The sequence below is a fragment of the Enterovibrio sp. QJM3NY_24 genome, from assembly GCF_057786035.1.
On record NZ_CM173519.1, the window covers coordinates 2673389 to 2698225 of the forward strand.

Genomic DNA, 24837 nt, shown 5'->3' on the forward strand with positions numbered 1-24837 from the left:
CATTGAGCGCCTTCTTTGTATTTGTTGATGTTGATGTCTATTGCGATGGCTTTTAGCTCGCTTTCGCTTGCAAAGAGGACCACAAATTTGCCACCAGCACTTGATCTGCAGGGCTTAACTCGTTGGCATTGTTTTTCAAGCTACCGTCCACAAAGACTTTTAGTGCTTCGATATCATCAATCCCATCTTGCTCACAATCAGCGGCAGCCAATGAGATATGGCCACGCAAATACCCACTGGCAAACAATTCGTCGTCTGACGCGGTCTCTACCATGGCGTCTATCAAATCAAGGATCTGTTCTTCGTAGTCTTGGATCATAATCTCTCTCATACCAAACGCATTCGGGATGGTTATCAATAGGTAAAATCTGCGGCCGTTAACGTCGGACGATGATAAAACGCGCGGAGGGCATCTGAATAGGTTTTTGCGCGCGCTGGCATACCTTCATCGAGATAAATCAGCACTTGCTCACGCACTTTGGCGGTAAAGCCCGCGCGATCAGACTCGACGCCACTCAAATTGTCACAGCTCACTTGAAAGCGAAAACCACAGCTGGCAGAAAGAATCCACTCTACCGCTTGTGGCTTTATCTCCACTTTCTCAAATTCCGCCTGCGTTTTTTCATCGCGTCCATCTGGGTGATACCAGTAGCCATAATCCTCCAGCAATCGACGCTCAGGACCGGCGATACACCAGTGCGCCACTTCATGCATCGCGGATGCAAAAAAGCCACGAGCAAAGATAATACGATGCTTCGCGTGAGTTTCATCGGCTGGGAAATAAATAGGTTCATCACCACCGAGCAATAACTCAGTGTTAAATGATTCAATAAATGTCTGATTGAATACAGAAATAAGGTCGTTGTAATCGTGATGCATGCGTTATATGTAAATGTCTGGTTACAGCCAAAATCAGTCAGGCGGCATTTTACCTAGCACATGCCCTATTGTCGCCGTGATAATTGCCCATTTTGACGATTTTATCCGCGATAAGCATGAAATTGATTCATGGGTGACGTCGTCTATTTTCATTGGCTTGTGACTGGCATCACATTTACAATCGCGACCATCTTCTCTGATTAAATGCAACCGACTGAATAATAATGTTGTTGTCTACTTTGTACATTGTTGGCATTACTGCCGAAGCCATGACAGGCGCGCTCGCCGCCGGTCGAAGAAACATGGATTGGTTTGGCGTCATGCTGGTGGCAAGCTGCACCGCCATTGGTGGTGGTACAGTTCGAGACATTTTGCTCGGCCATTACCCCTTAGGCTGGGTCGCCAATCCGCATTATCTGGTGATTGTCTGTCTTGCGGGTATCGTGACCACATGGATGGCCTCATGGGTGGCGCGAAACCATAAACTGTTTATCTGGCTAGATTCTCTCGGCTTGATTGCCTTTAGTATTATCGGTTGTCGCGTTGGCATGGATATGGGCTTGTCACCGCTCATCGCAGTAGTCTCTGCCGTGGTTACTGGTGTGTTTGGCGGCTTGCTACGTGATTTACTGTGTCGTCGCCAACCCATGGTATTACACAAAGAGTTATACGCGTCGATCGCGTTTTTCTCGGGCTGGATGTACTGGGGACTGATGACTTATGGCGGACAATTTGGCGTCAACGAAAACTACGCGACACTCTCCACGCTGATTCTGGGCTTCACATTCCGTATGTGCGCAGTGAAGTTTCATTGGCGCTTGCCTGTTTTTAGCCTTGCCGAAGAAGAGAAAACAGAAGATAACGCAGAAGTGAAGGTGAGTTGAACGGAGGCTAAGAGCGAGGTCCTAGATCCTAAGACCTAAGACCTAGGACCAGACGTTAAATCTTCGGCGTCGTCGTTGTGACACCCGCATTCTGCGCACGATGACGCAGCAAGTGATCCATCAGCACGATAGCCACCATGGCTTCCGCGATGGGCACTGCGCGAATACCCACACAAGGGTCATGACGACCGCGTGTTATCACATCAACCGTTTCACCATCAACATTAATGGTTTCCCCAGGCACGGTAATGCTTGATGTCGGTTTCAGCGCTAAGTGTGCAACGATATCTTGCCCTGACGAAATCCCACCAAGAATGCCGCCAGCATGATTGGTTTTAAAACCAGTCGGCGTTAATTCATCACGATGTTGGCTGCCGCGCTGATTCACCACATCAAAACCGTCGCCGATTTCAACGCCTTTCACCGCATTGATGCCCATCAGTGCAAACGCAATGTCAGCATCTAAACGGTCAAACACAGGTTCGCCAAGACCGACAGGGACATTGTTTGCCACGACGGTCAGTTTAGCGCCGATGGAGTCACCGTCTTTTTTCAATTGACGGATCAATTCGTCCAAAGCGTCAAGTTTGGTTTCATCTGGGCAGAAAAAGGGGTTTTGCTCAACCTGATCCCAATCCACCTTGTCGATGGTCACATCGCCCATTTCAGACATGTAGCAACGCACTTCAATGCCATATTCCTGTTTCAGGAATTTCTTGGCAATCGCACCTGCCGCAACACGCATAGCCGTTTCACGCGCAGACGAACGACCGCCGCCACGATAATCGCGAATGCCATATTTCTGGTGATACGTGTAATCGGCATGACCAGGGCGAAAACGGTCTGAGATTTTGGAATAATCTTGTGAACGTTGATCGGTGTTCTCGATCAACAGACCAATAGACGTGCCCGTTGTTTTGCCTTCAAACACCCCAGACAAGAATTTCACCTCGTCTGCTTCACGACGTTGCGTGGTGTATTTCGACGTACCCGGACGACGACGGTCCAGATCAATCTGTAAATCCGCTTCTGAAATTTCGAGTCCCGGCGGGCAACCATCAACGATACACCCCAATGCCAATCCATGACTTTCACCAAAGGTGGTGACGCGAAACACCTGACCAATAGAATTGCCTGCCATTACTTCCTCTGTCTTTTAACTGGCTGCCTTTATTAAGGCATAACTGCATGCTTGTTAATGAAACATAACCGCGCACGAGAAGCAAAAGCTTTTTGCCTGCAAAACAGTCAACCCGCTGTAGAACGGGGCTCATTTCAAGAAACACGACAAAATGCAGGATGTGAAAACAAAAAAAGGCTGAAACAGATGTTTTCAGCCTTTTTAATAGCGAATTAACCGCGGTTCACGCGATTAAGCTTTATAGATGATGGTTAGTCTTTGTAGATAGAGAACTCGTCCGCCACGCTCACCAGATCTTGATACGTCATCATGAATACGCCGTGACCGCCGTTTTCAAACTCAAGCCACGTGAGCGGAAGCTCTGGATATTGTTCTTCCACATGCACCATAGAATTACCCACTTCACAGATCAAAACACCCTGCTCGCTTAGATAATTGGGCGCATTGGCGATAATGCGGCGCATCAGTTTCAAGCCATCAGAGCCCGCAGCCAGACCCAGTTCAGGCTCGTGGCGGAATTCATCGGGTAGGCTGTTCATGTCTTCTTCATCCACATACGGTGGATTAGAAACAATCAGGTCGTATTTGTCTTGTGGCAGATCGCGGAACAAATCCGAACGGATTGGGAACACTTGTTGCTCCATGCCGTGATCTTGCACGTTCATCTCAGCCACTGCTAGCGCATCGGTAGAAATATCCACCAGATCCACTTCTGCGTCAGGGAAGGCGTAAGCACACGCAATACCAATGCAGCCGCTACCCGTGCACAAATCCATGATTCGAGTCGGTTCAACAGGCAACATTGGGCTGAAACGGTTTTCAATCAACTCACCAATTGGTGAGCGAGGCACCAATACACGTTCATCAACAAAAAACTCAAGACCACAAAAATAGGCTTTGTTGGTCAAATAGGACACTGGCGTGCGATCGTTAATGCGGCGAATAACACGCTCTACAATACGATGGCGCTCACTGGTCGTCAGGCGGGAGTGACGAGTATCTGCTGGCACATCAAGTGGCAGATACAAGGTTGGCAACACCAGTTGTACAGCTTCATCCCATGCGTTATCCGTTCCGTGACCGTAAAACAAACCTGCTGCATTAAAGCGGCTTACCGTCCAACGTAGCATGTCCTGCAGCGTACGCAACTCGTTGACAACTTCATCAACAATAATTTTATCCAAAATGGCCTCCACTAGCCTGATTCACCCCAACGCACCGCGTTCATCTCTATTGATTTGGACAATTACAAATTCGACAGCGAGACATTGCTTCTATTTTGGGTACAATGCGCCTATCGGCATTTGGAATTGACTTATGAGTAAGAAAACCCCGATCTCAGACGATGACTTTTCATTGTTCCGCGATGCGGTAAAAGGCGTTAAAAAACTGCAGCAGGATACCATAAACCCGCCAAGACGCCAGACAGTGGAACAATCGAGAAAAAAGTTCTCTGACTCGACAGCACGTGACCACACCTTTTATTTTTCAGACGAGTTTGAACCCTTGCTGAAAGAGGATGGCCCAACGCAATATGCGCGTACTGGTGTGTCTAAGTATGAAGTGAAGCGTTTACGACGCGGCATTTACGTGCCTGATATGTTTCTCGACCTTCATGGCATGACACAACAAGAAGCGAAGCGTGAGATGGGTGCGTTGATTGCCGAGTGCATAAAAGAAGGGATTAGCTGTGCCTGCGTGATGCATGGCATCGGCAAACATATATTGAAGCAGAAAACGCCATTGTGGCTGGCACAGCACCCAGATGTTCTGGCATTTCATCAAGCGCCACTTGAATTTGGCGGTGCTGGCGCGTTATTGGTGCTTATCGAGATCCCAGAACGATAACCAAGAACAACAGACAATAAAAAGCGCCCCACTAGGCGTTTTCGTCGTTAGTCGTTTCTTGATCATTCAGTGCTATGCGTAGCCCATCAACTGAGAAGGGCTTTTCAACCACCGTACATCACTTTTCTCGCTCACAGCATCAAGCTCAATACAAGCAATCGACGACGTTGGAAACATAGGTGCCTGCATGTCGACGGCGAATTCGGCGGTGAGATAACCCACCAGCGGCAAATGCGACACCAGCAAAATGCTTGCTGGATGATCAACAGCCACTAACGCGCGCAGATACGATGCAACGTGCTCGCTGTCACCATAGGGCGTAATACCATCTTCTGTCAGCACTTTTTGCGCCGTTGGCAACACGGTCTGACAGGCATTCCACGTTTGTTGGGCGCGCAAATACGGGCTAACAAGCACCAAATCTAGCTTCCCTTCTGGTAATTCATTTGCAAGCCAACGAGCCATTTCTACTGACTGTTGCTCTCCGCGTTCAGTTAATGGTCGTTCTTCATCACTGGCTGCAAATGTCTGCGCCTCACCGTGGCGCATAATATAAATTCGCATATCACTACTGTTGATTTCTTAGATTCCTGATTATGCTACCAGTCAATTGTTGTTTCTGGAACGATAAAGCGCACAGATGTTTGCCTCAATTTGCTTAGGTGGTCATAATTAAGACCTTGCCTCAACCAGTGAAGGTGCTTTGTGCAAATCAGTCCGAATGATCACCGTGGCTATCGCCAGATTACACTCGATAACGGGTTACGTGTTTTATTGATCGAAGACGCACAAGCGCCGCGCAGTGCTGCAGCACTGACGGTGAATGTTGGCCACTTTTGTGACCCTGCTGATCGTGAAGGTTTAGCCCACTTCCTCGAGCACATGCTATTTCTGGGCACAGAACTGTACCCAAAGGTCGGCGAATTTCAATCTTTCACCAGCCGTCACGGCGGCAGCAACAACGCCTGGACCGGCACCGAAAATACGACGTATTTCTTTGATATTCAACACGATTACTTTGAAGAAGCGTTAGAGCGTTTTGGGCAGTTTTTTTCTGCGCCACTGTTTAATGCTGACGCCGTAGACAAAGAGCGCAACGCGGTTGATTCAGAGTATCGCCTCAAAATTCAAGACGATGTTCGCCGTATCTATCAGGTACAAAAAGAAACCATCAATCCCGAACATCCCTTTTCAAAGTTTTCCGTTGGCAGCGCTGAAACCTTGGCAGATCGCGAAAACAGTTCGATTCGAGATGAGTTGATCGCCTTCTATCGCAGCCACTACAGCGCCAATCTGATGGCGGCATCCGTTACTGGGCCATTTACTCTCGATTCCCTTGAAGAGCTAGCCGAAGAAACCTTTGAACTGATCCCAAACCACGATTTGCCGCTTTTCATTCCCGAGGTGCCTTTTGTTGATATCCCTCAGCGGCAACAGTTTATTCGCATCGAGCCATTAAAAGACGTGCGCAAACTGACGCTGGCATTCTCAATGCCTGCCACCGATGAACACTATCGCATCAAACCATTGTCTTACATTGCGAGTCTGCTTGGCTATGAAGGCATTGGCAGTGTTATGTCAATGCTAAAAAACAAAGGCTACATCAATAACCTCTCCGCTGGCGGGGGCATCAGCGGCTCGAACTTTCGTGAATTTACCGTCAGTGTCAGCCTGACGGAAGTTGGCCTGAACCACATTGACGATATTGTCGCCTATCTGTTTCAAGCGATTCACCTTATTCGTGAGCAAGGTTTGAACGAATGGCGTTACAAAGAAAAACGCGCGGTACAAGAAAAGGCATTTCGCTACCAAGAACCTTCTCGCCCAATTGATACTGTCAGCCATATGGTCCTCAATATTCAGCACTATGAAGAAGAAGATGTGCTTTATGGTGATTACATCATGGCGAAATATGACGAAGAATTGATCCGCCAGATGCTCAGTTATTTAACACCGGAGCACCTTCGTCTGACTTTGATTGCCAAAGGCGGCAACTATGATAAGCAAGCCAAGTGGTACGACACGCCGTACAGTGTGATCCCCTTTACCGACGCGCAACGTGCAAAATGGCAAATCACGGATGTTTCGCCAGACCTTGCCTTACCCGAGCCCAATCCATTTATCAGTTACGAACTCGATCCCGCGCAATTGGCATCGCCAAACACGACCTTGCCAGAGAAAATCCAAGAGTTACCAGGATTTTGCCTTTGGCATTTGCAAGACACCGATTTTCGCGTGCCTAAAGGCGTTGTGTATGTCGCTATCGATAGTCCTTATGCGGTGAAATCGGTTGAGAACATCGTTAAAACCCGCGTCAGTGTCGAAATGCTGCTTGAGGCTATCAACGAAGCGGCTTACCCCGCCGAGGTCGCAGGCTTGAGTTATAACCTCTACGCTCACCAAGGCGGCGTGACGTTAAAACTCAGTGGGTTCAATGAAAAGCTGCCGATACTGCTTGATTTGGTCTTGGATAAATTTGCCAATCGTGACTTTAACCCAGAGCGTTTTGAGATCATCAAAACACAACTGTTAAGAAGCTGGAAGAACGCGACTCAGAACAAACCCATCAGCCGATTGTATAATGCCATGACAGGCATATTGCAGCCAAACAACCCGCCATACGAGGCGCTTATCGAAGCACTGGAACCGTTAGACGTGTCTACCCTTCCCAATTTTGTAAATCGAGTCATGTCTGAGTTACACGTCGAGATGTTCGTTTACGGCAACTGGCAGAAGCATCAAACGCTGGCATTGGCTGAATCAGTCAAAGATGCCCTTCGTGTTCATGATCAGCGTTATCAGGAATCCATTCGCCCATTGGTGATGCTCAAAGGTGCCGGCAACGCGGCATACCATTTAGATTGCAGTAATCAAGACTCCGCGGTACTGGTTTACTATCAAAGCCATGGCACAACGGCGCAAGATGTGGCGCTGTTCACTTTCGCCCAACATTTAATATCTGCCATATTTTTCAACGAATTGCGCACAAAGCAACAACTGGGATATATGGTGGGTTCCGGCAATATGCCGCTCAACCGCCATCCGGGTTTGATTTTCTACGTGCAATCGCCCCAAGCAGGCCCAACGAAACTGATAGAAGCCATTGATGACTTTCTGAATGCTTTCTTCTTAGTGCTACTTGAGCTTAATGAAGCACAGTGGCAAGCAAGCAAAGAGGGCTTAATCGCACAAATAGATGAGCCTGATGCAAACCTACGTGCGCGCGGTCAGCGACTTTGGGTGAGTATTGGCAATAAAGATGAGAAATTTGAACAACGTCAGAATGTCGCAAAATCTATCAAAAACATGGCGCGATCTGACATGGTGAAATTTGTTGTCGAGCAGCTTAAACCTCGCACGGCGGATCGGTTAATTATGCATAGCTGCGGCGGTGCGCATCCCGATCAGTGCATACCGGAAGACACTAACGAAATTGACTCTATTGCCGCATTTCGTCAGCATCGTTTAGAAAGAGATTAAAAAAAATCCCCGACTCAGAGGTCGGGGATTTTTTTGCGTGTTTGCTTTGATTAATCAAAGAAACGCTTTTCTTCCGCAGCCATGGCTTTGAGCATTTCACACGGTGCAAATCGCTCGCCATATTTCGCTTCATGCTGTTCAAGCATTTCAACAAGGCGCTTAATGCCGATATGATCCATGTAACGGAACGGGCCGCCAAGAAATGGTGGAAAGCCAATACCGAACACGGCACCAATGTCGCCATCACGCGCCGATTTCACCACGCCTTCGTCCAAACAACGTGCCGCTTCATTTAGCATCATCAATACGCAGCGCATCGCCAGTTCATGGCCAGAAAGCTGACTCTTCAGTTCTACACCTAGCAATCCGTAAACACGCTTATCGACTTCTTTCTTCTTGCCGTTGTAGACGAAAAAGCCTTTGCCCGTCTTGCGTCCTTTACGGCCATCGCTAAGCATGACATCGAACACATCTGGTGCACGGAAACGCTCGCCGAGCTCATTGAGCAGAATTGGGCTGATCTTCGCGCCAATATCAATACCCACTTCATCCAGCAGTGTGACTGGGCCAACAGGGAATCCAAAATCCAACAAGGCATTGTCGATGTGCTCGACAGATTCGCCCTCTAACAACGTCATCGCCGCTTCATTCATATATGGCGCTAGGATACGATTAACGTAGAAGCCCGCTTTATCGGCAACCACAATCGGGGTCTTGCCTTGCTTTTTCGCAAGCTTAACGACAGTTGCTATCGCCTTCTCAGACGTTCCCGCATGAGGGATCACTTCCACCAGCGGCATTTTATCAACAGGGCTGAAGTAATGCAGGCCGACAATGTTTTCAGGCCGCTTTGCCCCTGCTGCAATTTGGTGGATAGGCAACGAAGAGGTATTGGTCGCGAATAGCGTATTTTCATTTAACGCTTCTTCCACTTCCGCAATCATCTTGTGTTTCAAATCAAGATCTTCAAACACCGCTTCAATCACCACATTACAACGATCCATGCCGCTGTAGTCTGTTGCGCCACTGATCCTAGCCATCTGCGATTGCAATTCCGACTTGGAGATAATGCGACGTTTGCGTTTCTTATCCAGTAACTTGTAGCTGTAGTTCATAGCGTTCAACAAGCCATCATTACTGACATCTTTGATCCGCACAGGAAGGTTTGCTTTGGTCGCTGACACATTCGCAATACCCGCTCCCATCAATCCGCCGCCCAGTACGGCAACACCCGTTACCATATCTGGCTCAGCATCAGCGCCAGTTTCTTTTTTCATTGCTGTCGTGGCGAAGAAAATGCTACGAAGTGATGCGGATTCATTCGTCATCACCAGCTCGCCAAAGCATTTCGCTTCGAGCGCTAGCCCTTTCTCAACCCCTTTGTCCAAGCCATGTTTGATCACGTCAAGAATGGCTTCGGTGGCGGGATAATTGCCACGGGTTTTTGCGCGGGTTTTCTTGGCGGCTTGATCGAACACCACTGAGCGGCCTAGTGCATTGCCGCCCATGGCCCAGCTTTGCCAGCTGTTCTGACGTTTAGGCTTTCCTTTTAGTGCTAACTCTTCAGCAACCCGAAGCAGCACTGAATGCGGAACGACATCATCGACGACACCCATTTTTTTTGCTTTTTTGGCGCGCAGTTGTTTGCCTGTCAGGATCATATCCAGTGCGCCAGCAACGCCAATCAAACGTGGCAAACGTTGTGTACCGCCCGAACCTGGCAGCAAACCGAGCTGCACTTCTGGCAATCCAACACGCGTTTTATCATCATCTGTAGCAACACGGCTGTGGCATGCTAGCGCCAATTCAAGACCGCCACCCAAGCATGGTCCGTGAATCGCCGCGACGACATGAAACGGCAGTTTCTCAATACGAGAAAACAGCTTCTGTCCTTGTTCTGCAATGGCTTGTGCGTCTTCTGCTGTTTCACAGGCATCCAACATACGAACGTCTGCGCCAGCGACAAAATTATCCGGTTTAGCGGAATACAGTACCAAGCCTTTGATGTCGGTTTTACTTTCAAGCTCGCTTAAGATACCGCTGATTTCATCAACAAAGCTCGCTTGCAATGTGTTCATGCTTTCGCCGGGAACATCGATGCTCAGCCATGCAATACCCTCTTCACCATGACGCAATGAAAATGCATTTGGGGTCATTGGTTCATTCATTATTCGGCCTCCAAGATCATTGCAGCACCTAAGCCACCCGCAGCACACGCGGTATTCAAGGCCAAACCGCCACCGCGACGACGTAGTTCGTTCAATGTTTGAGTGATCATGCGAGCGCCTGTTGCAGCAAACGGGTGACCGTAAGCCAAAGACCCGCCCAGCACGTTAAATTTGTCCATGTCGATCTCACCGATAGCTTGGCTTCGCCCGAGTTTTTGCTGTGCGAATGTCTTAGAGCCAAACATCTTCACATTCGACAATGCTTGAGCTGCAAATGCCTCATGCATATCAATCAAGGTTAAATCTGCAAGGGTGATGCCCGCACGATCAAGTGCAATCGGCGTGGCGTATGATGGTCCCATCAGCATGTCGTGCTCAACTTGAATAGCGGCAAACGCATAAGAACGGATGTAGCCCAAAGGCTTCAAACCCAGTTCTTTGGCGCGACCTTCACGCATCAGCATCACCGCGGCAGCGCCATCTGTCAGAGGTGTGCTGTTAGCGGCAGTCACAGAGCCATGTTTTCGATCAAACGCGGGACGCAACTTGGCGTAGCTTTCAACGCTGGAATCTTCGCGAATGTTGTTGTCTTTATCAATCCACGCGCGATAAGGTTCAGGGAAAGCGGTCATCACTTCATCACGCACGAGACCATCAGCCCATGCTTTTGCAGCAAGTGAATGAGAACGGTGCGCTAAGGCATCCTGATCTGCTCGGCTAATATGATGACTCTTGGCCATTTGCTCTGCAGTCTGGCCCATGCTCAAGCCCGTTGAATACTCAGCAACAGCAGGAGGAACAGGCGCGAGGTCTTTCAAAGAGAGCTTGCTTAATAGGCTCATGCGCTTACTAAACGTTTTGGCTTTGCTCAGGGCAAGCAAGGTTGCCGCAAGTTTTTTTGATACACCGATAGGAAGAACAGAAGAAGAATCCGCACCACCGGCGATACCAATATCAATGGTTCCCGACATAATACTTTCTGTCACATTAACAACAGACTGAAAGCTAGTGGCACACGCTCGGCTGACACTGTAGGCATCCGTATGAATATTCATGCCTGTACCAAGCACGATCTCACGTGCAATGTTTGGCGCTTCTGGCATTTGAACCACCTGACCAAACACAAGCTGTTCAATCAGCTTAGGGTCAATCGCGGTACGGTTTAGCATTTCACTAACAACCATTTTGCCGAGATCGACAGCAGGCACATCAGCATATGCGGTAGATTGTCGTGCAAACGGGGTACGTAAACCCGCCACAACTGCGATACGTTCTCCCTGACGCGTAGTCAGGTTCTGGGGAGAGTTCATTGCCGCTCCTTGCAAGCATTAGAGGTCAGACCAGAAGAGTGTAACCAATTTGTTATCAGATTAAAACGAGCGTTTAATTGAATTGGAATGTCAAATATAGACAGGGACAGCAAATTTGCGATAAACATCGGGCTAGCCGTCGTAGCGGCCACCTTATCTCAGCTGTCAGCGACGAGATACGGTCGGAGATTGGCAAAAAAGAAAATAACTGAATTTTGAGCAAAAAAAACCACACCCAATAGGTGTGGTAAAATTTTTGGAAAGCAATTGTGTATCAAATTCAATTAACGTAAAGCCAATTGCAAGTCAGGTCTAAGACCTGAGGAGAAAGTAAAGTCAGCCTTCAAAAAAAGGAAGTTGTCATCTTGCTCAACTCAGTCACGCACAGCCAAGGTCCGGTAAACCAGCGAAACCTGCAGCGCGCTCCCAGATGACAGTGCCTACTATACCCATAGAAAACGGCGACTTTTTGAACCAGATCAATTTTTCGCCTGATTATCCCCCACCACTTCTCGCCATGAGTGTTGCACCGAAATTCCCCACAAATATAAGCAACTCAATCCATAATGATATCGTAAGAGCAATTGTCTTATTAGTGCGACTCGCATGCGTATCGTTTTTCTGCCTATGATTAGACGCATTTACCGAGGTAACATGGTCCTCAAGGCAATTATTTTTAATGCTACCCACTTGTAAAATCAAAACTTTCAGGAAGAAAGCCCATGGTTTTGAAAATATTTGGAAAGAAATCGTCAACTTCCAAGGTCTCTACTGATATGGAAAAACAAAGACGATATGAAGCGCTCGTGAGAGCTTGGCACAGAGATCTTTATCGCTACGCTTACTGGTTGACGAAAGACCAGCATGTAGCAGAAGATCTTGTACAGGAGACATGTCTTCGTGCTTGGCGATCGCTCGATAGCCTTCAAGATGATAACGCAGCGAAAGCATGGCTGATCACCATTCTTCGCCGAGAAAACGCACGCCGATTTGAGCGTAAACAACTCGAATTAGTAGACATTGATGACCATCAGGTGGCAGATAATACGCAGCCTAGTGAAGAAGCCTCGGTAGAACAGCAATGGCTTCACAAGCAGATAATGCGCTTGTCACCGGAATATCGCGAACCGCTTGTTTTGCAAGTTATGGCCGGATTCAGTGGTGAAGAAATCGCTGAAATCATGGATCTCAACAAGAATACGGTGATGACGCGTTTGTTCAGAGCGAGAAACCAATTGAAAGAGTTCATGGACAGTCAAAACGAAACTCAACGAGGAGCGAAGAATGGACGAGCTTGAATTTCGTCGCCGCCTTTTGGCTGACCCTCAAGATAACGATCCCGAGTTGTCAGCCGCAAGGTTGTCTTCACCTGCCAATCAAAAATTGGCCTCTGAGCTAGACAGTTTGGATGCATTAATTGATCAAGCTTTGCGTGTTGATGTGCCCGATGATTTGGTCGACAAAGTGTTGTTTAAACAAAGCAGCCATGTGATCCGTGAAAAAAGAAAACCAAAATTTCATTTGGCTATCGCAGCCTCGATCGCTTTTGTGTTTGGTGTGATGTTGGGTCAATTTAACTGGCAGACCATTCCGCTTTCACCCAATCAACAGAACTTGGGTCAAATTGCGCTTCAGCATTATTACGATGAGACAGATTTCACTCGAGATATTAATGAGGGCGCAAGCCTTCACCAAGTAAACGCTAAGCTTTCCCCAATTGGCGAAGCCTTCAGTGGGTCTCTGCCAGGCCAAGTTTCTTACCTCAATCATTGCAGCTTTGATAAAAAGCATGCGGTGCACATGGTATTGAAAGCAGACAATGGTGAAGACTTTACGGTATTTGTAGTGCCTCAGAATTCTCCAGCCATGGAAAAATTCAGTGATGGCAACATGGAAGCCATTTCGCTCCCGGCCAATAACAGCAGTGTGATTGTAGTCGGTAAAGAAGGCTCAGATGTATTGCCTATTGCAGAGCAGCTTCAGCTTCATTTGAACCAAAAAGCGTAAACACACAATCTATTACATTTAAAAAGGGAGCCTTTGGCTCCCTTTTTGTTTCCTTTAAAGAACAGTCACCTGCACCTTCTCTGCTTCTGTTTCAAAACAGCGTCCCGTAACTGGTCAGATTTCCTAATAATGAGCTTCACAATAGAATCCGCCCAGCTTATTTAAAAAGCACATAAAATTATAAAACTATTATAAATTTCATTGGATTAATTCACACCATGAATAAGAAGCGTCTGTTTATCCGTTCAGCAGTGGCAATTGCTGTTGCGGCAAGTTCTACATCAGCTCTCGCGGCTGGTTTCCAATTAAATGGTCAATCTGCTACCGGCCTAGGCCGTGCTTTCGCTGGTGACGCTGTTATCGCTGATAATGCATCGGTCATGGCACGTAACCCTGCAGCAATGGCATTGTTCGATGCGCCTGAACTGTCTGTGGGTCTGATTGCAATTGATACCGATGTGGTAGTGAAAGGTACAACCTACTCACCTATCATGCTTGGTGAACGTTCTTTGGACGATGCACAAGCTGGTGACATTTCGTATGTACCAAACATCTTCTATGTACACCCGATCAATGAAAAATTTGCTGTTGGTGCAGGTATTTACTCAAACTTCGGCACAAAAACTGAATTCGACACTGATTATGCAGCCAATGAGTTAGGCGGCCTGACTGACGTTAAAAGCGTCAACTTTGCATTGAGTGGTTCATTCCGAGTTAATGAGCAATTGAGCTTTGGTGCTGGTATCGACTTCATCCAAGGTACAGGTAAGCTCAAGCGCTCTGGCCTAGAGTACGTCGGCCAAGCTATTCCATCGTTTGCAGACAGTGTTGGTGATAACATGCTTAACATTGATGCAGAAGGTACTGGCATTGGCTGGAACCTAGGTACCGTTTATGAAGTCAATGAGAAGCACCGCTTTGGTCTAAGCTACCGCCATAGTCCAGATATCAAAGCAGACGGCGACACCATGATCTACAAAGGCGAACAGCTAACAGGAGACCTCGTTCTTCCTCTGCCAGACATCGCTGAGTTCTCTGGTTACCACTTGCTGACCAACAAGTTTGCTATGCACTACTCTGTTCAGTGGATTGAGTGGAGCACTTTTGACCAGCTTGCGACGACAGATGGCGTTGTTCTGAATGAGTACAATTGGCAGGATGGCATGCACTACTCGATTGGTGGTACTTACTACCTGAACAACGACTGGACACTTCGTGCCGGTTACATGTATGACACCAGTGCACAAGATCAGAAGAAATCAATTTCTGTACCCGATTCAGATCGCCAATGGGTATCTGCAGGTTTCACCTATCAGGCAACCAAAAACTCGACCATTGATTTCGGTCTGACTTACCTAATGGGTCAAGATGTGGAAGTGAATGACAAGTTGGTGACAGACCTGCCTGGTGGCGGTGAACTTCAACTGTCTGAAGTCAATGCAACAACCCGCGCCAACGCATGGTTGTATGGCGTTCAGTACAGCTACCAGTTCTAATCAAGAACAGCGAACACCAAGGGGAGCATTCGCTCCCTTTTTCTTTGCCTCATTTCCTTCTGCACCCGCCACATCACTCTATTGGCAGTATTTTTCAGCGTACATTAGTTCGCTCAAGTCCGCATTTATCGATACAAGTGTTCGCTGAGTTTCAGTGTACACCTGTGCCAAACACCACTTCATATAGACGATCTATCGGAAGATGGAATACATGACAAAATTTCCGTCTAAAAATATTCAACCTAGTTCATTAAAATTGCATCCAAAGCGTTGGTCAGTACCCTATAGCGACCTTCAAAAACAAGAAATATATAATGAACAAGAACAAACTTCTTCCGTTGGCAATTGCCGCAGCACTTGGCTCTCTTTCTTCCACCTCAGCAATGGCTGCTGGTTTCCAGCTTGCAGAGTATTCTGCAACCGGTCTTGGTCGTGCGTACGCAGGCGAAGCAGCAATGGCTGACAATGCCTCTGCGCAATTCCGTAACCCAGCGATGCTGACGTACCTGCCTGGTACACAAGTATCCACTGGTATGATCTACGTTGACCCAAACGTTGATGTAGATGGCACTACCACTAGCCTGACTGGCAAAGAAACTGCGACGTCATCACATGATTTTGCTGATGCTGCCGTCGTGCCGAACTTCTATGTGTCACACCAAGTGAACGATCAGGTTTTCCTTGGTCTTGCTCTAAGTTCTAACTTCGGTATGCACACCAAGCTAGACGACAACTTCAAAGGCACGCAGTTTGGCAATGAAGCCTCTGTGATGACCATGGAAATTAACCCTAACGTTGCTTACCGCATCAACGACCAATTCTCCATTGGTGGTGGCGTTCGCTTTGTAATGGGTGAAGGCAGCATTGGGGCGAAGAGCTCCGCTGACTTTATGGGCGGTCTAGTTCCTTCGGGCACCACACTAAAATACATGGAAGGTGACGACACATCTTGGGGTTGGCAGGCAGGCGCTGCTTGGCAGATCAACGATGCAAACCGTATCGGCTTTAACTACCGATCAGAAGTTGATTTGAACCTTGAAGGTCATGCGAATGGTTTTGCGTTCAATAAAGAAAAATACTCTAATCCAATGAACTGGATGAGTAATGAACAATATGCTGGAAGCATGGCACTGACTTTGCCTGCAACCGCAGAGCTTGCTAGCTTCCACCAACTGACTGACAACGTCGCGGTACACGCTAGCGTGAACTGGACTGACTGGAGCACGTTTGAGAAGCTAGAAGCGAACATTCCTTCATTGTCTGTTCCTTCACAAATCGTGAAGCAAGAGAACTGGAAAGATAACTACCGCTTTGCCGTGGGTGCGACTTACCAACTCAATGATAAAACGCAATTGCGTTCGGGCGTTGCATACGATATGGCTGCTGTGGATGACGCTAACCGCACTATCACTATTCCAGAAACAGACCGTTTGTGGCTGAGCCTAGGTGCAGGTTATGCGTGGTCTAAAGACTTAACGTTGGATGCAGGCTTTACCTACATCTTCGCAAAAGATGCGAACGTGGTTGAACCTCGTCCAGGTATCGCCTCTGATGCATCAGGTGCGCTATTCGGCGGTAAGTTTGAAGGCCAAACAACCGGCAGCGTATGGTTAGCGGGTGTTCAAGCGACCTATCGCTTCTAAGTAAGCAGATATAAAAAATGGCCACTCATTGAGTGGCCATTTTTGGTTTTAGTAATCATCTATTTCGTCTAACAAGTCTTCGTCAAGGTACTCGTCATCCGGTTCAGGCTCTTCAATCGCTTTGCCACCACGCGCTTTAAATGCTTTGTGCTGCAAATAAGCATCGCGGGCAAATGCATACGGATCAGGAGAATTCTCTAGCAATGGCTCTTGAGGCACGACTGCCGCGCGACTTTCCATTCCGTCCAACGCCCACTTGATGATTGATTGTGGTAGCGTCAACAACGACAGCGGAGGATAGAGATCGTCGACCATGTCACCTGCACCTTCACGCAAAGTTATCGGACCATATATTGGCACCATAAAGTAAGGGCCTTGTCCGATATCGTAGTATCCCATGGCATCACCAAACTGACGGTCGTCCAGTTTTTGAATATTTGCTGCCGAGGCGATATCTATCAAGCCTGCCAGTCCAAAAACGGTATTAATCCAAAAACGATTAAAATGAGTGACCGCCGCCTCGCCTTCCAGCATAACAATACTGTTCACCATGCTCGCGGGCTCGCCAAGGTTATCAATAAAATTTGAAACCCCTGTTCTGGCAAAGCTAGGTACGTAGTTGACATAAGCGAGGGAAACCGGACGGGCTACGTACGGATCCAGAATGTCGTAGTTGAAAGCCCACATGGTGCGGTTGAATCCTTCAAAAGGGTCATTCGGGTGCGAGACATCAAATTTAGTATTTGTTTCCGCATCCACGGCGCTCTCATCAGGCGCCTGCGCACAACCACTCAATCCAACAATAACGCCAACTGCCAATACCAGACGTTTCCACATTGTTAATATTTATCCTAAAAAACAGGCTGGTCTATTAACCAGCCTTATCAATTTTTTAACAGTATAAAACACTTAATTCTTTTGGTTAATCACTATCTGCGATGAACCGCCCAGTTCAAAGGGTTGACTCTCACCAAACCAATCACCGCCTTTGGTCATCACATTGCCATCGCGATCAATACGTGCTTTCACCAACACGTTTGGCAATGACGACATGAGACGCTCTGGAATCATGCTATCTGCATCGGTAAGTTCCACATTGAGCGGAAAGCTACTTAATGGCAATCGCTTAGCTGCCACTGGCATAGGCGCACCGTCAGCGGAGTGAACGGATACAATAAGCACGCCTTCATTAGGAGTACCGACTTCCTCACCCAATGAAATAGTCACAGAAACAGATTGCCCGTTACCTGCGCCAACTTGTGCTTGTGCGCGTGCAATACTGCGATCCAGCATTGAGATACGAGGGTCGTTTTCAGGCAGAAGCTGCTTCATGGTTGACCATGCTGCTATGGCTTCATCATATGCATTGCGCTCGAACGCTTCGAATGCAAGTAGAGACAAGGCTTGCAGGTTGCCATGATCTTTCTTAATAACCTGACGCAGCAAGTTTCGCGCTGTTTCAATGTTTGTCTCGTCACCACTCAACATCAACGACTGTGCGTAACCAAGCTTCACGTCGTTGTCATTTGGCATGAGTCGATACGCTTTACCCATCGCGCCTTCCGCGGTTTGAATATCACGATTCGCTAAACCAATACGACCTAACAACAACCAGCCCATGGCATCGTCTGGCGTTTGCGCAAGCTTAGTGCGAAGCGACAAAGTGAGATCAGCCATTTCTTGATCGGTCATTGGCTCTTCGCTGTCAGACATCAGACGACGCGATAACTCAGGTAATCGTTCTGCAGTTTCCTGCCATGCGACCACCTGCTGCTGATTGCCTTCGAGAAAGTACAGGGAATAACTCAAGCCAACCAGGATAAGTACGCCCGGTAAAAGCATCAGCATTGACACTTTATTTTGTGTCTTTGCTTTATCCCCTTCAGGAATATCATCTAGCAGCGATTGTTGAAGCTCCAATGCCAACTCGCTTTGGTTGTCTACTAAACCTTCTTCTGTTTCTTCTTCCAATTCATCCATGCGGTCACGGAAGAACGCTTTATTCAATTCATCACGACTGGCCGCTTCATCTTGATCTTTACCCAGATAGACCGGCACGACAAAGAGTCCAACAGAGACAAGTACCATCAAGGCTGTGATCAGCCAGAACCACAATTCGGTCATCCGTTTGTATCCTTGTTATCTTTATTTGCGGATTGGTTATTTGCGGTGTCTCCACCCAACAGCGCGGCGAGACGCGCTTGTTCGTCAGTGTCTAGTTGTGCTTTCTCTGCCTGTGCTTTTGGTTTGCGGCTACGCATGACCAACACAGTAAATCCGATAAGCACAAACAGTGCTGGTCCCGCCCACAAAATCAACGTAGAAGCCGTTACCGGTGGACTATAGGTAACAAAGTTGCCATAACGCGCCACCATGTATTCCACAATCTCATCTTCATTCTTGCCTTGTTTGAGCATTTCATAGACTTTCAAACGAAGGTCTTGAGCCAGCCCTGCATTCGAATCTGCGATATTGTTGTTCTGGCACTTAGGGCAACGAAGCTCTTTGCCGAGTTTATGGAAGGCATCTTCTTGTTGCGGCGTATCGAATTCATACACCTCAATCGCGGCAGACACCGAAAATACAGCACTGCTTGCCAATAGCAGCACGAGCCAAAAGCGCTTGATCATCCTTTGGCCTCCGCCAGCATTTTCTCATACATAGGGCCAAGCTTGTCCTGCCAGTTACGTTCGTTAACGTCACCGACATGGCGATAACGAATCACACCGTTAGCATCTATGAGGAATGTTTCTGGTGCGCCATAAACGCCCAGATCGAGACCTAGCATGCCGTTACCATCAAACAGGCTCACCAAGTAAGGGTTGCCCAATTGATTCAACCAACCGATGGCTTTAACACGATCGTCTTTGTAGTTAAGGCCAATGATTTTTACGCCATTTGCCGCCAACTCATTGAGATACGTATGTTCGGCATAACAGGTTGGACACCATGTTGCCCAAACATTCAGTAATAACGGCTGGCCTTTGAAGATGTCTTGATCATAAAGCTTGCCCGCTTCGGTGAGATCTTCGAGACGAAACTCTGGCACAGGTTTACCAACCAACACAGACTCCAATTTCGTGGGGTCATCCCCTTGTGCATTATTTAAAAGCTGCCCAAGAAGAAAAACAACAACCACAAAAAACAAGCCCAGCGGGATAAAGAGTACAGGACGTTTCACGCTTAAACCTCCTTCACAGATTCGACAGAGACTGCTTCATCTGATTTCTTACGGAAACGGTAACGCTTGTCAGACATGGCCAGTAATCCACCAATGGACATGACCAATGCACCGAACCAAATCCAGCGTACGAACGGCTTGTAGTAGATACGAATGGCCCAAGCACCATCATCCAAACGCTCTCCCATCGCAATATACAAATCACGAGTAATACCGCGATCGATGTCTGCTTCGGTCATCATTGAACGCTGCACGGTGTAGAAACGCTTTTCCGCATGCAATGTATTGATGCGCTTGTCACCAAGGTAAATGTCGAAATCTGCAACATAGCCATCGTAGTTAGGGCCATCTTTGTCTCGCAAACCCGCAAAGTGGAATTCATAGCCTTGCATCTGAACGCGCTCACCTGGCGCCATCTTTACATCTCGTTCAATGTCGTAGTTTTGCACCATCGCAATACCCAAGATTGAAATCGCAAGACCAAGATGCCCAAACACCATCGCCCAGTGACTGCGACCTAACTTGCCTAACCCGGTCATCAAATCGTGACGGTGCGTAGCGCGTTGGTACAGTTCTACCGAGAGTAGAATAGCAATCCAAAGCCCCATCACTGCGCCTAGCGCCGCTAATGGTTTAAAGGTATCAGCAAAAATCCAAACCAGACCAACACCAATAACAACAGATGCCACACCGCTGAAAAGGACTTCCTTTTTCACGTTTTTTAGGTTGTCACGTTTCCAACGAATTAGCGGTCCAATACCGAGAAGGAAAACAAAAGGAACAGAGAGCCACGTAAACAGCAGATTAAAGAAAGGTTCTCCGATGGAGACTGAACCCAAACCAATCTGTTTGTGTACCAACGGCAACAACGTACCAAGAAGCACAACCACCAGCGCGGCAATCAGGAAAATATTGTTTGCGAGCAGCACGTTCTCACGCGATACCAGTTCGAAGTTGCCTCGTGAGCGCACTTCTGACGCGCGCAGTGCATAGAGCAATAATGAACCACCGATAACTGCAACAAGGAATGCCAAAATAAACAAGCCACGCGCAGGATCAGAAGCAAAAGCATGAACGGAAACCAGAACACCAGAACGTACTAAGAAGGTTCCTAATAAGCTGAGAGAAAACGCTGAAATTGCCAGAAGTACTGTCCAAGCCTTAAACGTGCCACGCTTTTCTGTGACCGCCAACGAGTGCATCAATGCCGTACCCGCAAGCCAAGGCATGAATGATGCGTTTTCGACAGGATCCCAGAACCACCAACCACCCCAGCCAAGCTCGTAATAAGCCCACCATGAACCCAGTGCGATACCCATGGTTAGGAAAACCCACGCGGCCGTCGTCCAAGGGCGAGACCAACGCGCCCATGCGGTATCAAGGCGTCCGGCCATTAATGATGCAATGGCGAAAGCAAACGCGACTGAGAAGCCGACATAACCCATATAAAGCATTGGCGGGTGAATAATCAAACCCGGATCTTGCAGCAGTGGATTGAGATCTCGGCCGTCAACAGGGAAGTAAGGCAATGTGCGTTCAAACGGATTCGACGTGACAATAATAAACAGTAAGAAGCCAACACCGATCATGCCCATAACAGCCAAGACTCGCGCGACAGATTCTTGCGGCATACCGCGGCTAAATATGGCTACAGCGAGTGTCCATCCCGCTTGGATCAATACCCAAAGCAGCAATGAGCCTTCATGTGCCCCCCACACCGCCGTTAGACGGTAGTACCACGGCAACGCACTGTTGGAATTACTGGCTACATAGGTAACCGTAAAGTCATTAACATAAAATGCCCAGCTCAGCGCAAAAAATGACATGAGTAGCATGAGGAACATGCCGATAGCCAACGGGCGCGCCGAGCGCATCATGGCTTGGTTTCCGATCTGCGCACCCCATAGCGGGTAAATGCTCAGCAACACCGAAAAACCCAGTGAAATCATTAGGGCAAAATTGCCCAGTTCAGCAATCATTAGTAGCTACCTTGTTGTTGCTCAGTATATTCAAGCGGCGTATGGCTCTTGTTCATTGCTTCCGCAATTTCCGGTGGCATATATTCTTCGTCATGCTTTGCAAGCACTTCGCTCGCATACACAGTCGTTGCATCCATGAGTTCACCCTGCGCAACGATACCTTGCCCTTCACGGAATAAATCCGGAAGAATACCTTCAAACACAACAGTGACTTCAGGGCCAATGTCCGCCACTTTGAATGTTACTTTTAGCGATTCAGGGTCACGACTCACTGAGTTTTCAACCACCATACCGCCAATGCGTAACCGTTGACCAACATAGGGTTTAGAGCCGTCAGGTTTGCCTTGCACGATCTCTGATGGCGTGTAGAAGAGATCCATGTTCTGATTCAGTGCATAGACCATCAAACCAACGGTTGAGCCAACACCCAGTACCAGAGCGAGAGCTAGCCCTAGTCGTTTTTTACGTCTCGGGTTCATAATGTGTTCTCCATCTTTTGGGCTTTCTCAATGCGTTGCTCTCGGGCAACTTTGTTCTTTATTTCACGATACAATTTACGTCGTGTGAGGTGGGACGAAAACACCACCCAAAACATGGCGAAAAACGTAATCGCGAATGAACTCCAAACATAAGCGGCATAGCCACCCATGTCTAAAAATGCGGAGAAGGAACTAAAATGCATGGTCATGCTCTCTCTACCAATTCACGGACCCATGGACGGTGCGATTCTCGTTGTAAAATTTGGTTTTTCAGCGCCATCAAGGTCGCTGCACCAAAGAACAATGCAAAGCCAAGTATGTTAAGCAGCAACGGCCACAACATCTCAGAGGCTATCGATGGTTTGGCAAACTTGGTGATTGTCGCGCCTTGATGCAGGGTATTCCACCACTCTACTGAGAAGTGAATAATCGGCAGATTAATCACGCCAACCATCGCCAAAATACCCGCGGCACGAGCAGCGGTGCGGTCATCATCGAACGCGTTATAGAGCGCGATAACACCCAGATACAAGAACAACAGAATGAGTTCAGACGTTAGACGTGCATCCCATACCCACCAGGCCCCCCACATCGGTTTGCCCCATATTGCGCCTGTGACCAGTGCAATAAAGGTGAACACTGCGCCCACAGGTGCCATAGCCGCCGCAGCCCAATCAGACGTTTTGATTTGCCACACCATGCCAATAAACGCAGCAATGGCCATCGACATATAGGCACCCATCGACCATATGGCCGCAGGCACATGAATGTAAATAATTCGGAAGCTATCGCCTTGCTGATAATCAGCCGGAGCGAATGCCAAACCCCAAACAGTACCCGCCATCAAAGACAACAATGCCAACACTGCAAACCACGGAAAAAGCGTATTACACAATTTGTAGGTTGCCTCAGGCTTGGCATAAGGATGAAGCCATTTCCACATTACTTTATCGCTCTTAATTAATCATAAAAATGGGATTATTGAACGCTCACACGCAATGCTGCAGACACAGCAAATGGCATCAGTGTTGCCGAACCCACCAGCATTGCGCCTAGAATCGCAAGCTGACCGTTGATCGGAAATCCATTCGAAGCCATCTCAATCGCTGACGTTGCAAAGATCAAAACTGGTATAAACAAAGGCAGCACCAGAAGACTTAACAGCACGCCTCCTTTACGAAGTCCTACCGTTAGCGCGACACCAATTGCCCCTAAAAAACTCAAGGTGGGTGTGCCTAATAACAATGTAAGCACTACCGCTTTGTAAGTCGCCCAATCTAAAGAAAGTAATACTGCCAATAGCGGACTTATGATCAACAAAGGCAAGCCTGTTAGCAGCCAATGGGCAACAATTTTAGCAAATGCCAATACAGACAAAGGTTCTGGCATCAATAACATTTGCTCTAGTGAGCCATCAATAAAGTCATCACGAAACAAACGCTCAAGTGACAACACAGCAGCAAGTAACGCGGCCACCCAGATAATGCCGGGCGCGATTTCTGCCAATAGGTTTGGCCCAGGTCCAATACCTAATGGAAAAAGCGTGATGACAATGATGAAAAACCATAACGGATTTAACATGTCTGACTGGCGTCGATAGGCAATCAGCAGTTCACGTCGAATAATTTGGTACATCGCCGCCCCCATTACGCACCCAACTTAATGCGACGCAGTAACGGATTTCCATCAAACATATCTTGGTGGGTGGTGAACAACACCATCCCTCCGCCATCTACATGCTTTTGAAAGAGACTTTCCAGCACTTTTACGCCTTGTTTATCGATCGCGGTAAGCGGCTCATCCAGTATCCACAACGGAGATTTGCTAATCCACAGTCTTGCCAATGCAACTCTTCGGTTTTGTCCCGCGGAGAGCTGCGCAGCAGTGACATCTTCTCGACCGGCCAAACCCACACGGGCTAACGCATCCCAAAGCGCTGCTTCATCGGTTTCACCATGCATCTTTTGATAAAACGCCAGATTTTCAAAAGCAGTCAGTTCACGCTTTACGCCTGTGCTGTGCCCCAAAAACAATAGATTGCTGTAAAACGCTTCACGTGCTTTGGTCACTGATTTTCCTTGCCAAAGCACATCGCCTGATTCAGCCAATCCCAACCCTGCAATAATTCGCAGTAAGGTGGTTTTGCCCGCACCATTTGGGCCTTCTATCTGTACAAGTTCGCCAGGCGACACTGTAAAGCAAAGGTCTTCGAACAATACTCGTTCATCACGAATACTGTTGAGTTGACGTACTTCCAACATGAGAAATCAATGTTCCCGATAAAGTATTCAAAAATTTGCCCGATAATAACATAGAGGTTTTTAATACCGTTAGCGGCGCGA

General features: G+C 47.8%; 24 protein-coding genes. 7 read left to right on the plus strand and 17 right to left on the minus strand.

Annotated features, from left to right (window positions below; all coding sequences use genetic code 11):
- Window positions 1-52 precede the first annotated feature (52 nt).
- Both AC3CIC_RS11720 and AC3CIC_RS11725 read right to left on the minus strand, forming a co-directional pair.
- The gene (locus tag AC3CIC_RS11720) at window positions 53-319 is read right to left on the minus strand and encodes a YfcL family protein (protein WP_016960182.1); all 267 of its coding nucleotides are present in this window, start codon (window positions 317-319) and stop codon (window positions 53-55) included.
- Window positions 320-354: 35 nt separating this feature from the next.
- A complete protein-coding gene (locus tag AC3CIC_RS11725) occupies window positions 355-879 on the minus strand; it encodes an elongation factor P hydroxylase (RefSeq protein ID WP_017005818.1) in 525 nt (174 codons plus the stop codon).
- Between the two features lie 224 nt (window positions 880-1103).
- Here AC3CIC_RS11725 and AC3CIC_RS11730 point away from each other — a divergent pair, with 224 nt between their 5' ends.
- Window positions 1104-1763 carry a trimeric intracellular cation channel family protein gene (locus AC3CIC_RS11730; RefSeq protein ID WP_016960179.1) on the plus strand — a complete coding sequence of 220 codons (660 nt, stop codon included), beginning with the start codon at window positions 1104-1106 and terminating at the stop codon, window positions 1761-1763.
- Between the two features lie 55 nt (window positions 1764-1818).
- Here AC3CIC_RS11730 and aroC read toward each other — a convergent pair whose 3' ends face one another.
- A complete protein-coding gene (aroC, locus tag AC3CIC_RS11735) occupies window positions 1819-2904 on the minus strand; it encodes a chorismate synthase (protein ID WP_394210669.1) in 1086 nt (361 codons plus the stop codon).
- A 251-nt stretch (window positions 2905-3155) separates the two neighbouring features.
- Window positions 3156-4088: a 50S ribosomal protein L3 N(5)-glutamine methyltransferase gene (prmB, locus tag AC3CIC_RS11740; protein ID WP_016960177.1), complete on the minus strand. Its 933-nt coding sequence runs from the start codon at window positions 4086-4088 to the stop codon at window positions 3156-3158.
- 133 nt (window positions 4089-4221) lie between these two features.
- Between prmB and smrB the strand changes: the two genes are divergently transcribed.
- Window positions 4222-4752 (plus strand): endonuclease SmrB, encoded by a 531-nt coding sequence (gene smrB / locus AC3CIC_RS11745; RefSeq protein WP_488514690.1) that lies wholly within the window; start codon window positions 4222-4224, stop codon window positions 4750-4752.
- Window positions 4753-4824: 72 nt separating this feature from the next.
- Here smrB and sixA read toward each other — a convergent pair whose 3' ends face one another.
- On the minus strand, window positions 4825-5316 hold the full coding sequence (sixA, locus tag AC3CIC_RS11750) for a phosphohistidine phosphatase SixA (RefSeq protein ID WP_394210673.1): 492 nt from the start codon (window positions 5314-5316) through the stop codon (window positions 4825-4827).
- Between the two features lie 141 nt (window positions 5317-5457).
- On the opposite strand from sixA, the gene AC3CIC_RS11755 reads away from it, so the two are divergent.
- Window positions 5458-8232 carry an insulinase family protein gene (locus AC3CIC_RS11755; protein ID WP_488514691.1) on the plus strand — a complete coding sequence of 925 codons (2775 nt, stop codon included), beginning with the start codon at window positions 5458-5460 and terminating at the stop codon, window positions 8230-8232.
- A 50-nt stretch (window positions 8233-8282) separates the two neighbouring features.
- Here AC3CIC_RS11755 and fadJ read toward each other — a convergent pair whose 3' ends face one another.
- Window positions 8283-10400, minus strand: coding sequence for a fatty acid oxidation complex subunit alpha FadJ (gene fadJ / locus AC3CIC_RS11760; RefSeq protein ID WP_488514692.1), 2118 nt, complete (start codon window positions 10398-10400; stop codon window positions 8283-8285).
- Window positions 10400-11710 (minus strand): acetyl-CoA C-acyltransferase FadI, encoded by a 1311-nt coding sequence (gene fadI / locus AC3CIC_RS11765; RefSeq protein WP_488514693.1) that lies wholly within the window; start codon window positions 11708-11710, stop codon window positions 10400-10402. Before fadI ends, fadJ begins: the two co-directional genes overlap by 1 nt.
- A gap of 722 nt (window positions 11711-12432) precedes the next feature.
- Here fadI and AC3CIC_RS11770 point away from each other — a divergent pair.
- The 4 genes from AC3CIC_RS11770 (at window position 12433) to AC3CIC_RS11785 (ending at window position 16856) form a co-directional block, all read left to right on the plus strand.
- Window positions 12433-13008, plus strand: coding sequence for a sigma-70 family RNA polymerase sigma factor (locus AC3CIC_RS11770; protein WP_016960170.1), 576 nt, complete (start codon window positions 12433-12435; stop codon window positions 13006-13008).
- Complete coding sequence (locus AC3CIC_RS11775; RefSeq protein ID WP_488514694.1) at window positions 12995-13717, plus strand: DUF3379 family protein; 723 nt, start codon at window positions 12995-12997, stop codon at window positions 13715-13717. The genes AC3CIC_RS11770 and AC3CIC_RS11775 overlap by 14 nt, the downstream gene beginning before the upstream one ends.
- Before the next feature lie 218 nt (window positions 13718-13935).
- The gene (locus AC3CIC_RS11780) at window positions 13936-15213 is read left to right on the plus strand and encodes an outer membrane protein transport protein (RefSeq protein ID WP_488514695.1); all 1278 of its coding nucleotides are present in this window, start codon (window positions 13936-13938) and stop codon (window positions 15211-15213) included.
- A 314-nt stretch (window positions 15214-15527) separates the two neighbouring features.
- Complete coding sequence (locus tag AC3CIC_RS11785; RefSeq protein WP_488514696.1) at window positions 15528-16856, plus strand: DUF6850 family outer membrane beta-barrel protein; 1329 nt, start codon at window positions 15528-15530, stop codon at window positions 16854-16856.
- A 48-nt stretch (window positions 16857-16904) separates the two neighbouring features.
- On the opposite strand, the gene AC3CIC_RS11790 is transcribed toward AC3CIC_RS11785, so the two are convergent.
- The 10 genes from AC3CIC_RS11790 to ccmA form a co-directional block, all read right to left on the minus strand.
- Window positions 16905-17693, minus strand: a complete 789-nt coding sequence (locus AC3CIC_RS11790) for an MlaA family lipoprotein (RefSeq protein WP_488514697.1) — start codon at window positions 17691-17693, stop codon at window positions 16905-16907.
- A gap of 72 nt (window positions 17694-17765) precedes the next feature.
- Window positions 17766-18980 carry a c-type cytochrome biogenesis protein CcmI gene (ccmI, locus tag AC3CIC_RS11795; RefSeq protein WP_488514698.1) on the minus strand — a complete coding sequence of 405 codons (1215 nt, stop codon included), beginning with the start codon at window positions 18978-18980 and terminating at the stop codon, window positions 17766-17768.
- A complete protein-coding gene (locus AC3CIC_RS11800) occupies window positions 18977-19486 on the minus strand; it encodes a cytochrome c-type biogenesis protein (protein ID WP_017005625.1) in 510 nt (169 codons plus the stop codon). Before AC3CIC_RS11800 ends, ccmI begins: the two co-directional genes overlap by 4 nt.
- Complete coding sequence (locus AC3CIC_RS11805) at window positions 19483-20037, minus strand: DsbE family thiol:disulfide interchange protein (protein WP_017004398.1); 555 nt, start codon at window positions 20035-20037, stop codon at window positions 19483-19485. The genes AC3CIC_RS11800 and AC3CIC_RS11805 overlap by 4 nt, the downstream gene beginning before the upstream one ends.
- A gap of 2 nt (window positions 20038-20039) precedes the next feature.
- Window positions 20040-22016, minus strand: a complete 1977-nt coding sequence (locus AC3CIC_RS11810) for a heme lyase CcmF/NrfE family subunit (RefSeq protein WP_016960162.1) — start codon at window positions 22014-22016, stop codon at window positions 20040-20042.
- Entirely contained in the window at window positions 22016-22495 is a 480-nt protein-coding gene (gene ccmE, locus AC3CIC_RS11815; protein WP_016960161.1) for a cytochrome c maturation protein CcmE, read from the minus strand. The genes AC3CIC_RS11810 and ccmE overlap by 1 nt, the downstream gene beginning before the upstream one ends.
- The gene (ccmD, locus tag AC3CIC_RS11820) at window positions 22492-22698 is read right to left on the minus strand and encodes a heme exporter protein CcmD (RefSeq protein WP_016960160.1); all 207 of its coding nucleotides are present in this window, start codon (window positions 22696-22698) and stop codon (window positions 22492-22494) included. The genes ccmE and ccmD overlap by 4 nt, the downstream gene beginning before the upstream one ends.
- Window positions 22699-22700: 2 nt before the next feature.
- The gene (locus AC3CIC_RS11825; RefSeq protein WP_394210693.1) at window positions 22701-23438 is read right to left on the minus strand and encodes a heme ABC transporter permease; all 738 of its coding nucleotides are present in this window, start codon (window positions 23436-23438) and stop codon (window positions 22701-22703) included.
- Between the two features lie 35 nt (window positions 23439-23473).
- Window positions 23474-24142 carry a heme exporter protein CcmB gene (ccmB, locus tag AC3CIC_RS11830; RefSeq protein WP_016960158.1) on the minus strand — a complete coding sequence of 223 codons (669 nt, stop codon included), beginning with the start codon at window positions 24140-24142 and terminating at the stop codon, window positions 23474-23476.
- Window positions 24142-24756, minus strand: coding sequence for a cytochrome c biogenesis heme-transporting ATPase CcmA (ccmA, locus tag AC3CIC_RS11835; RefSeq protein ID WP_488514699.1), 615 nt, complete (start codon window positions 24754-24756; stop codon window positions 24142-24144). Before ccmA ends, ccmB begins: the two co-directional genes overlap by 1 nt.
- Window positions 24757-24837: the final 81 nt, after the last annotated feature.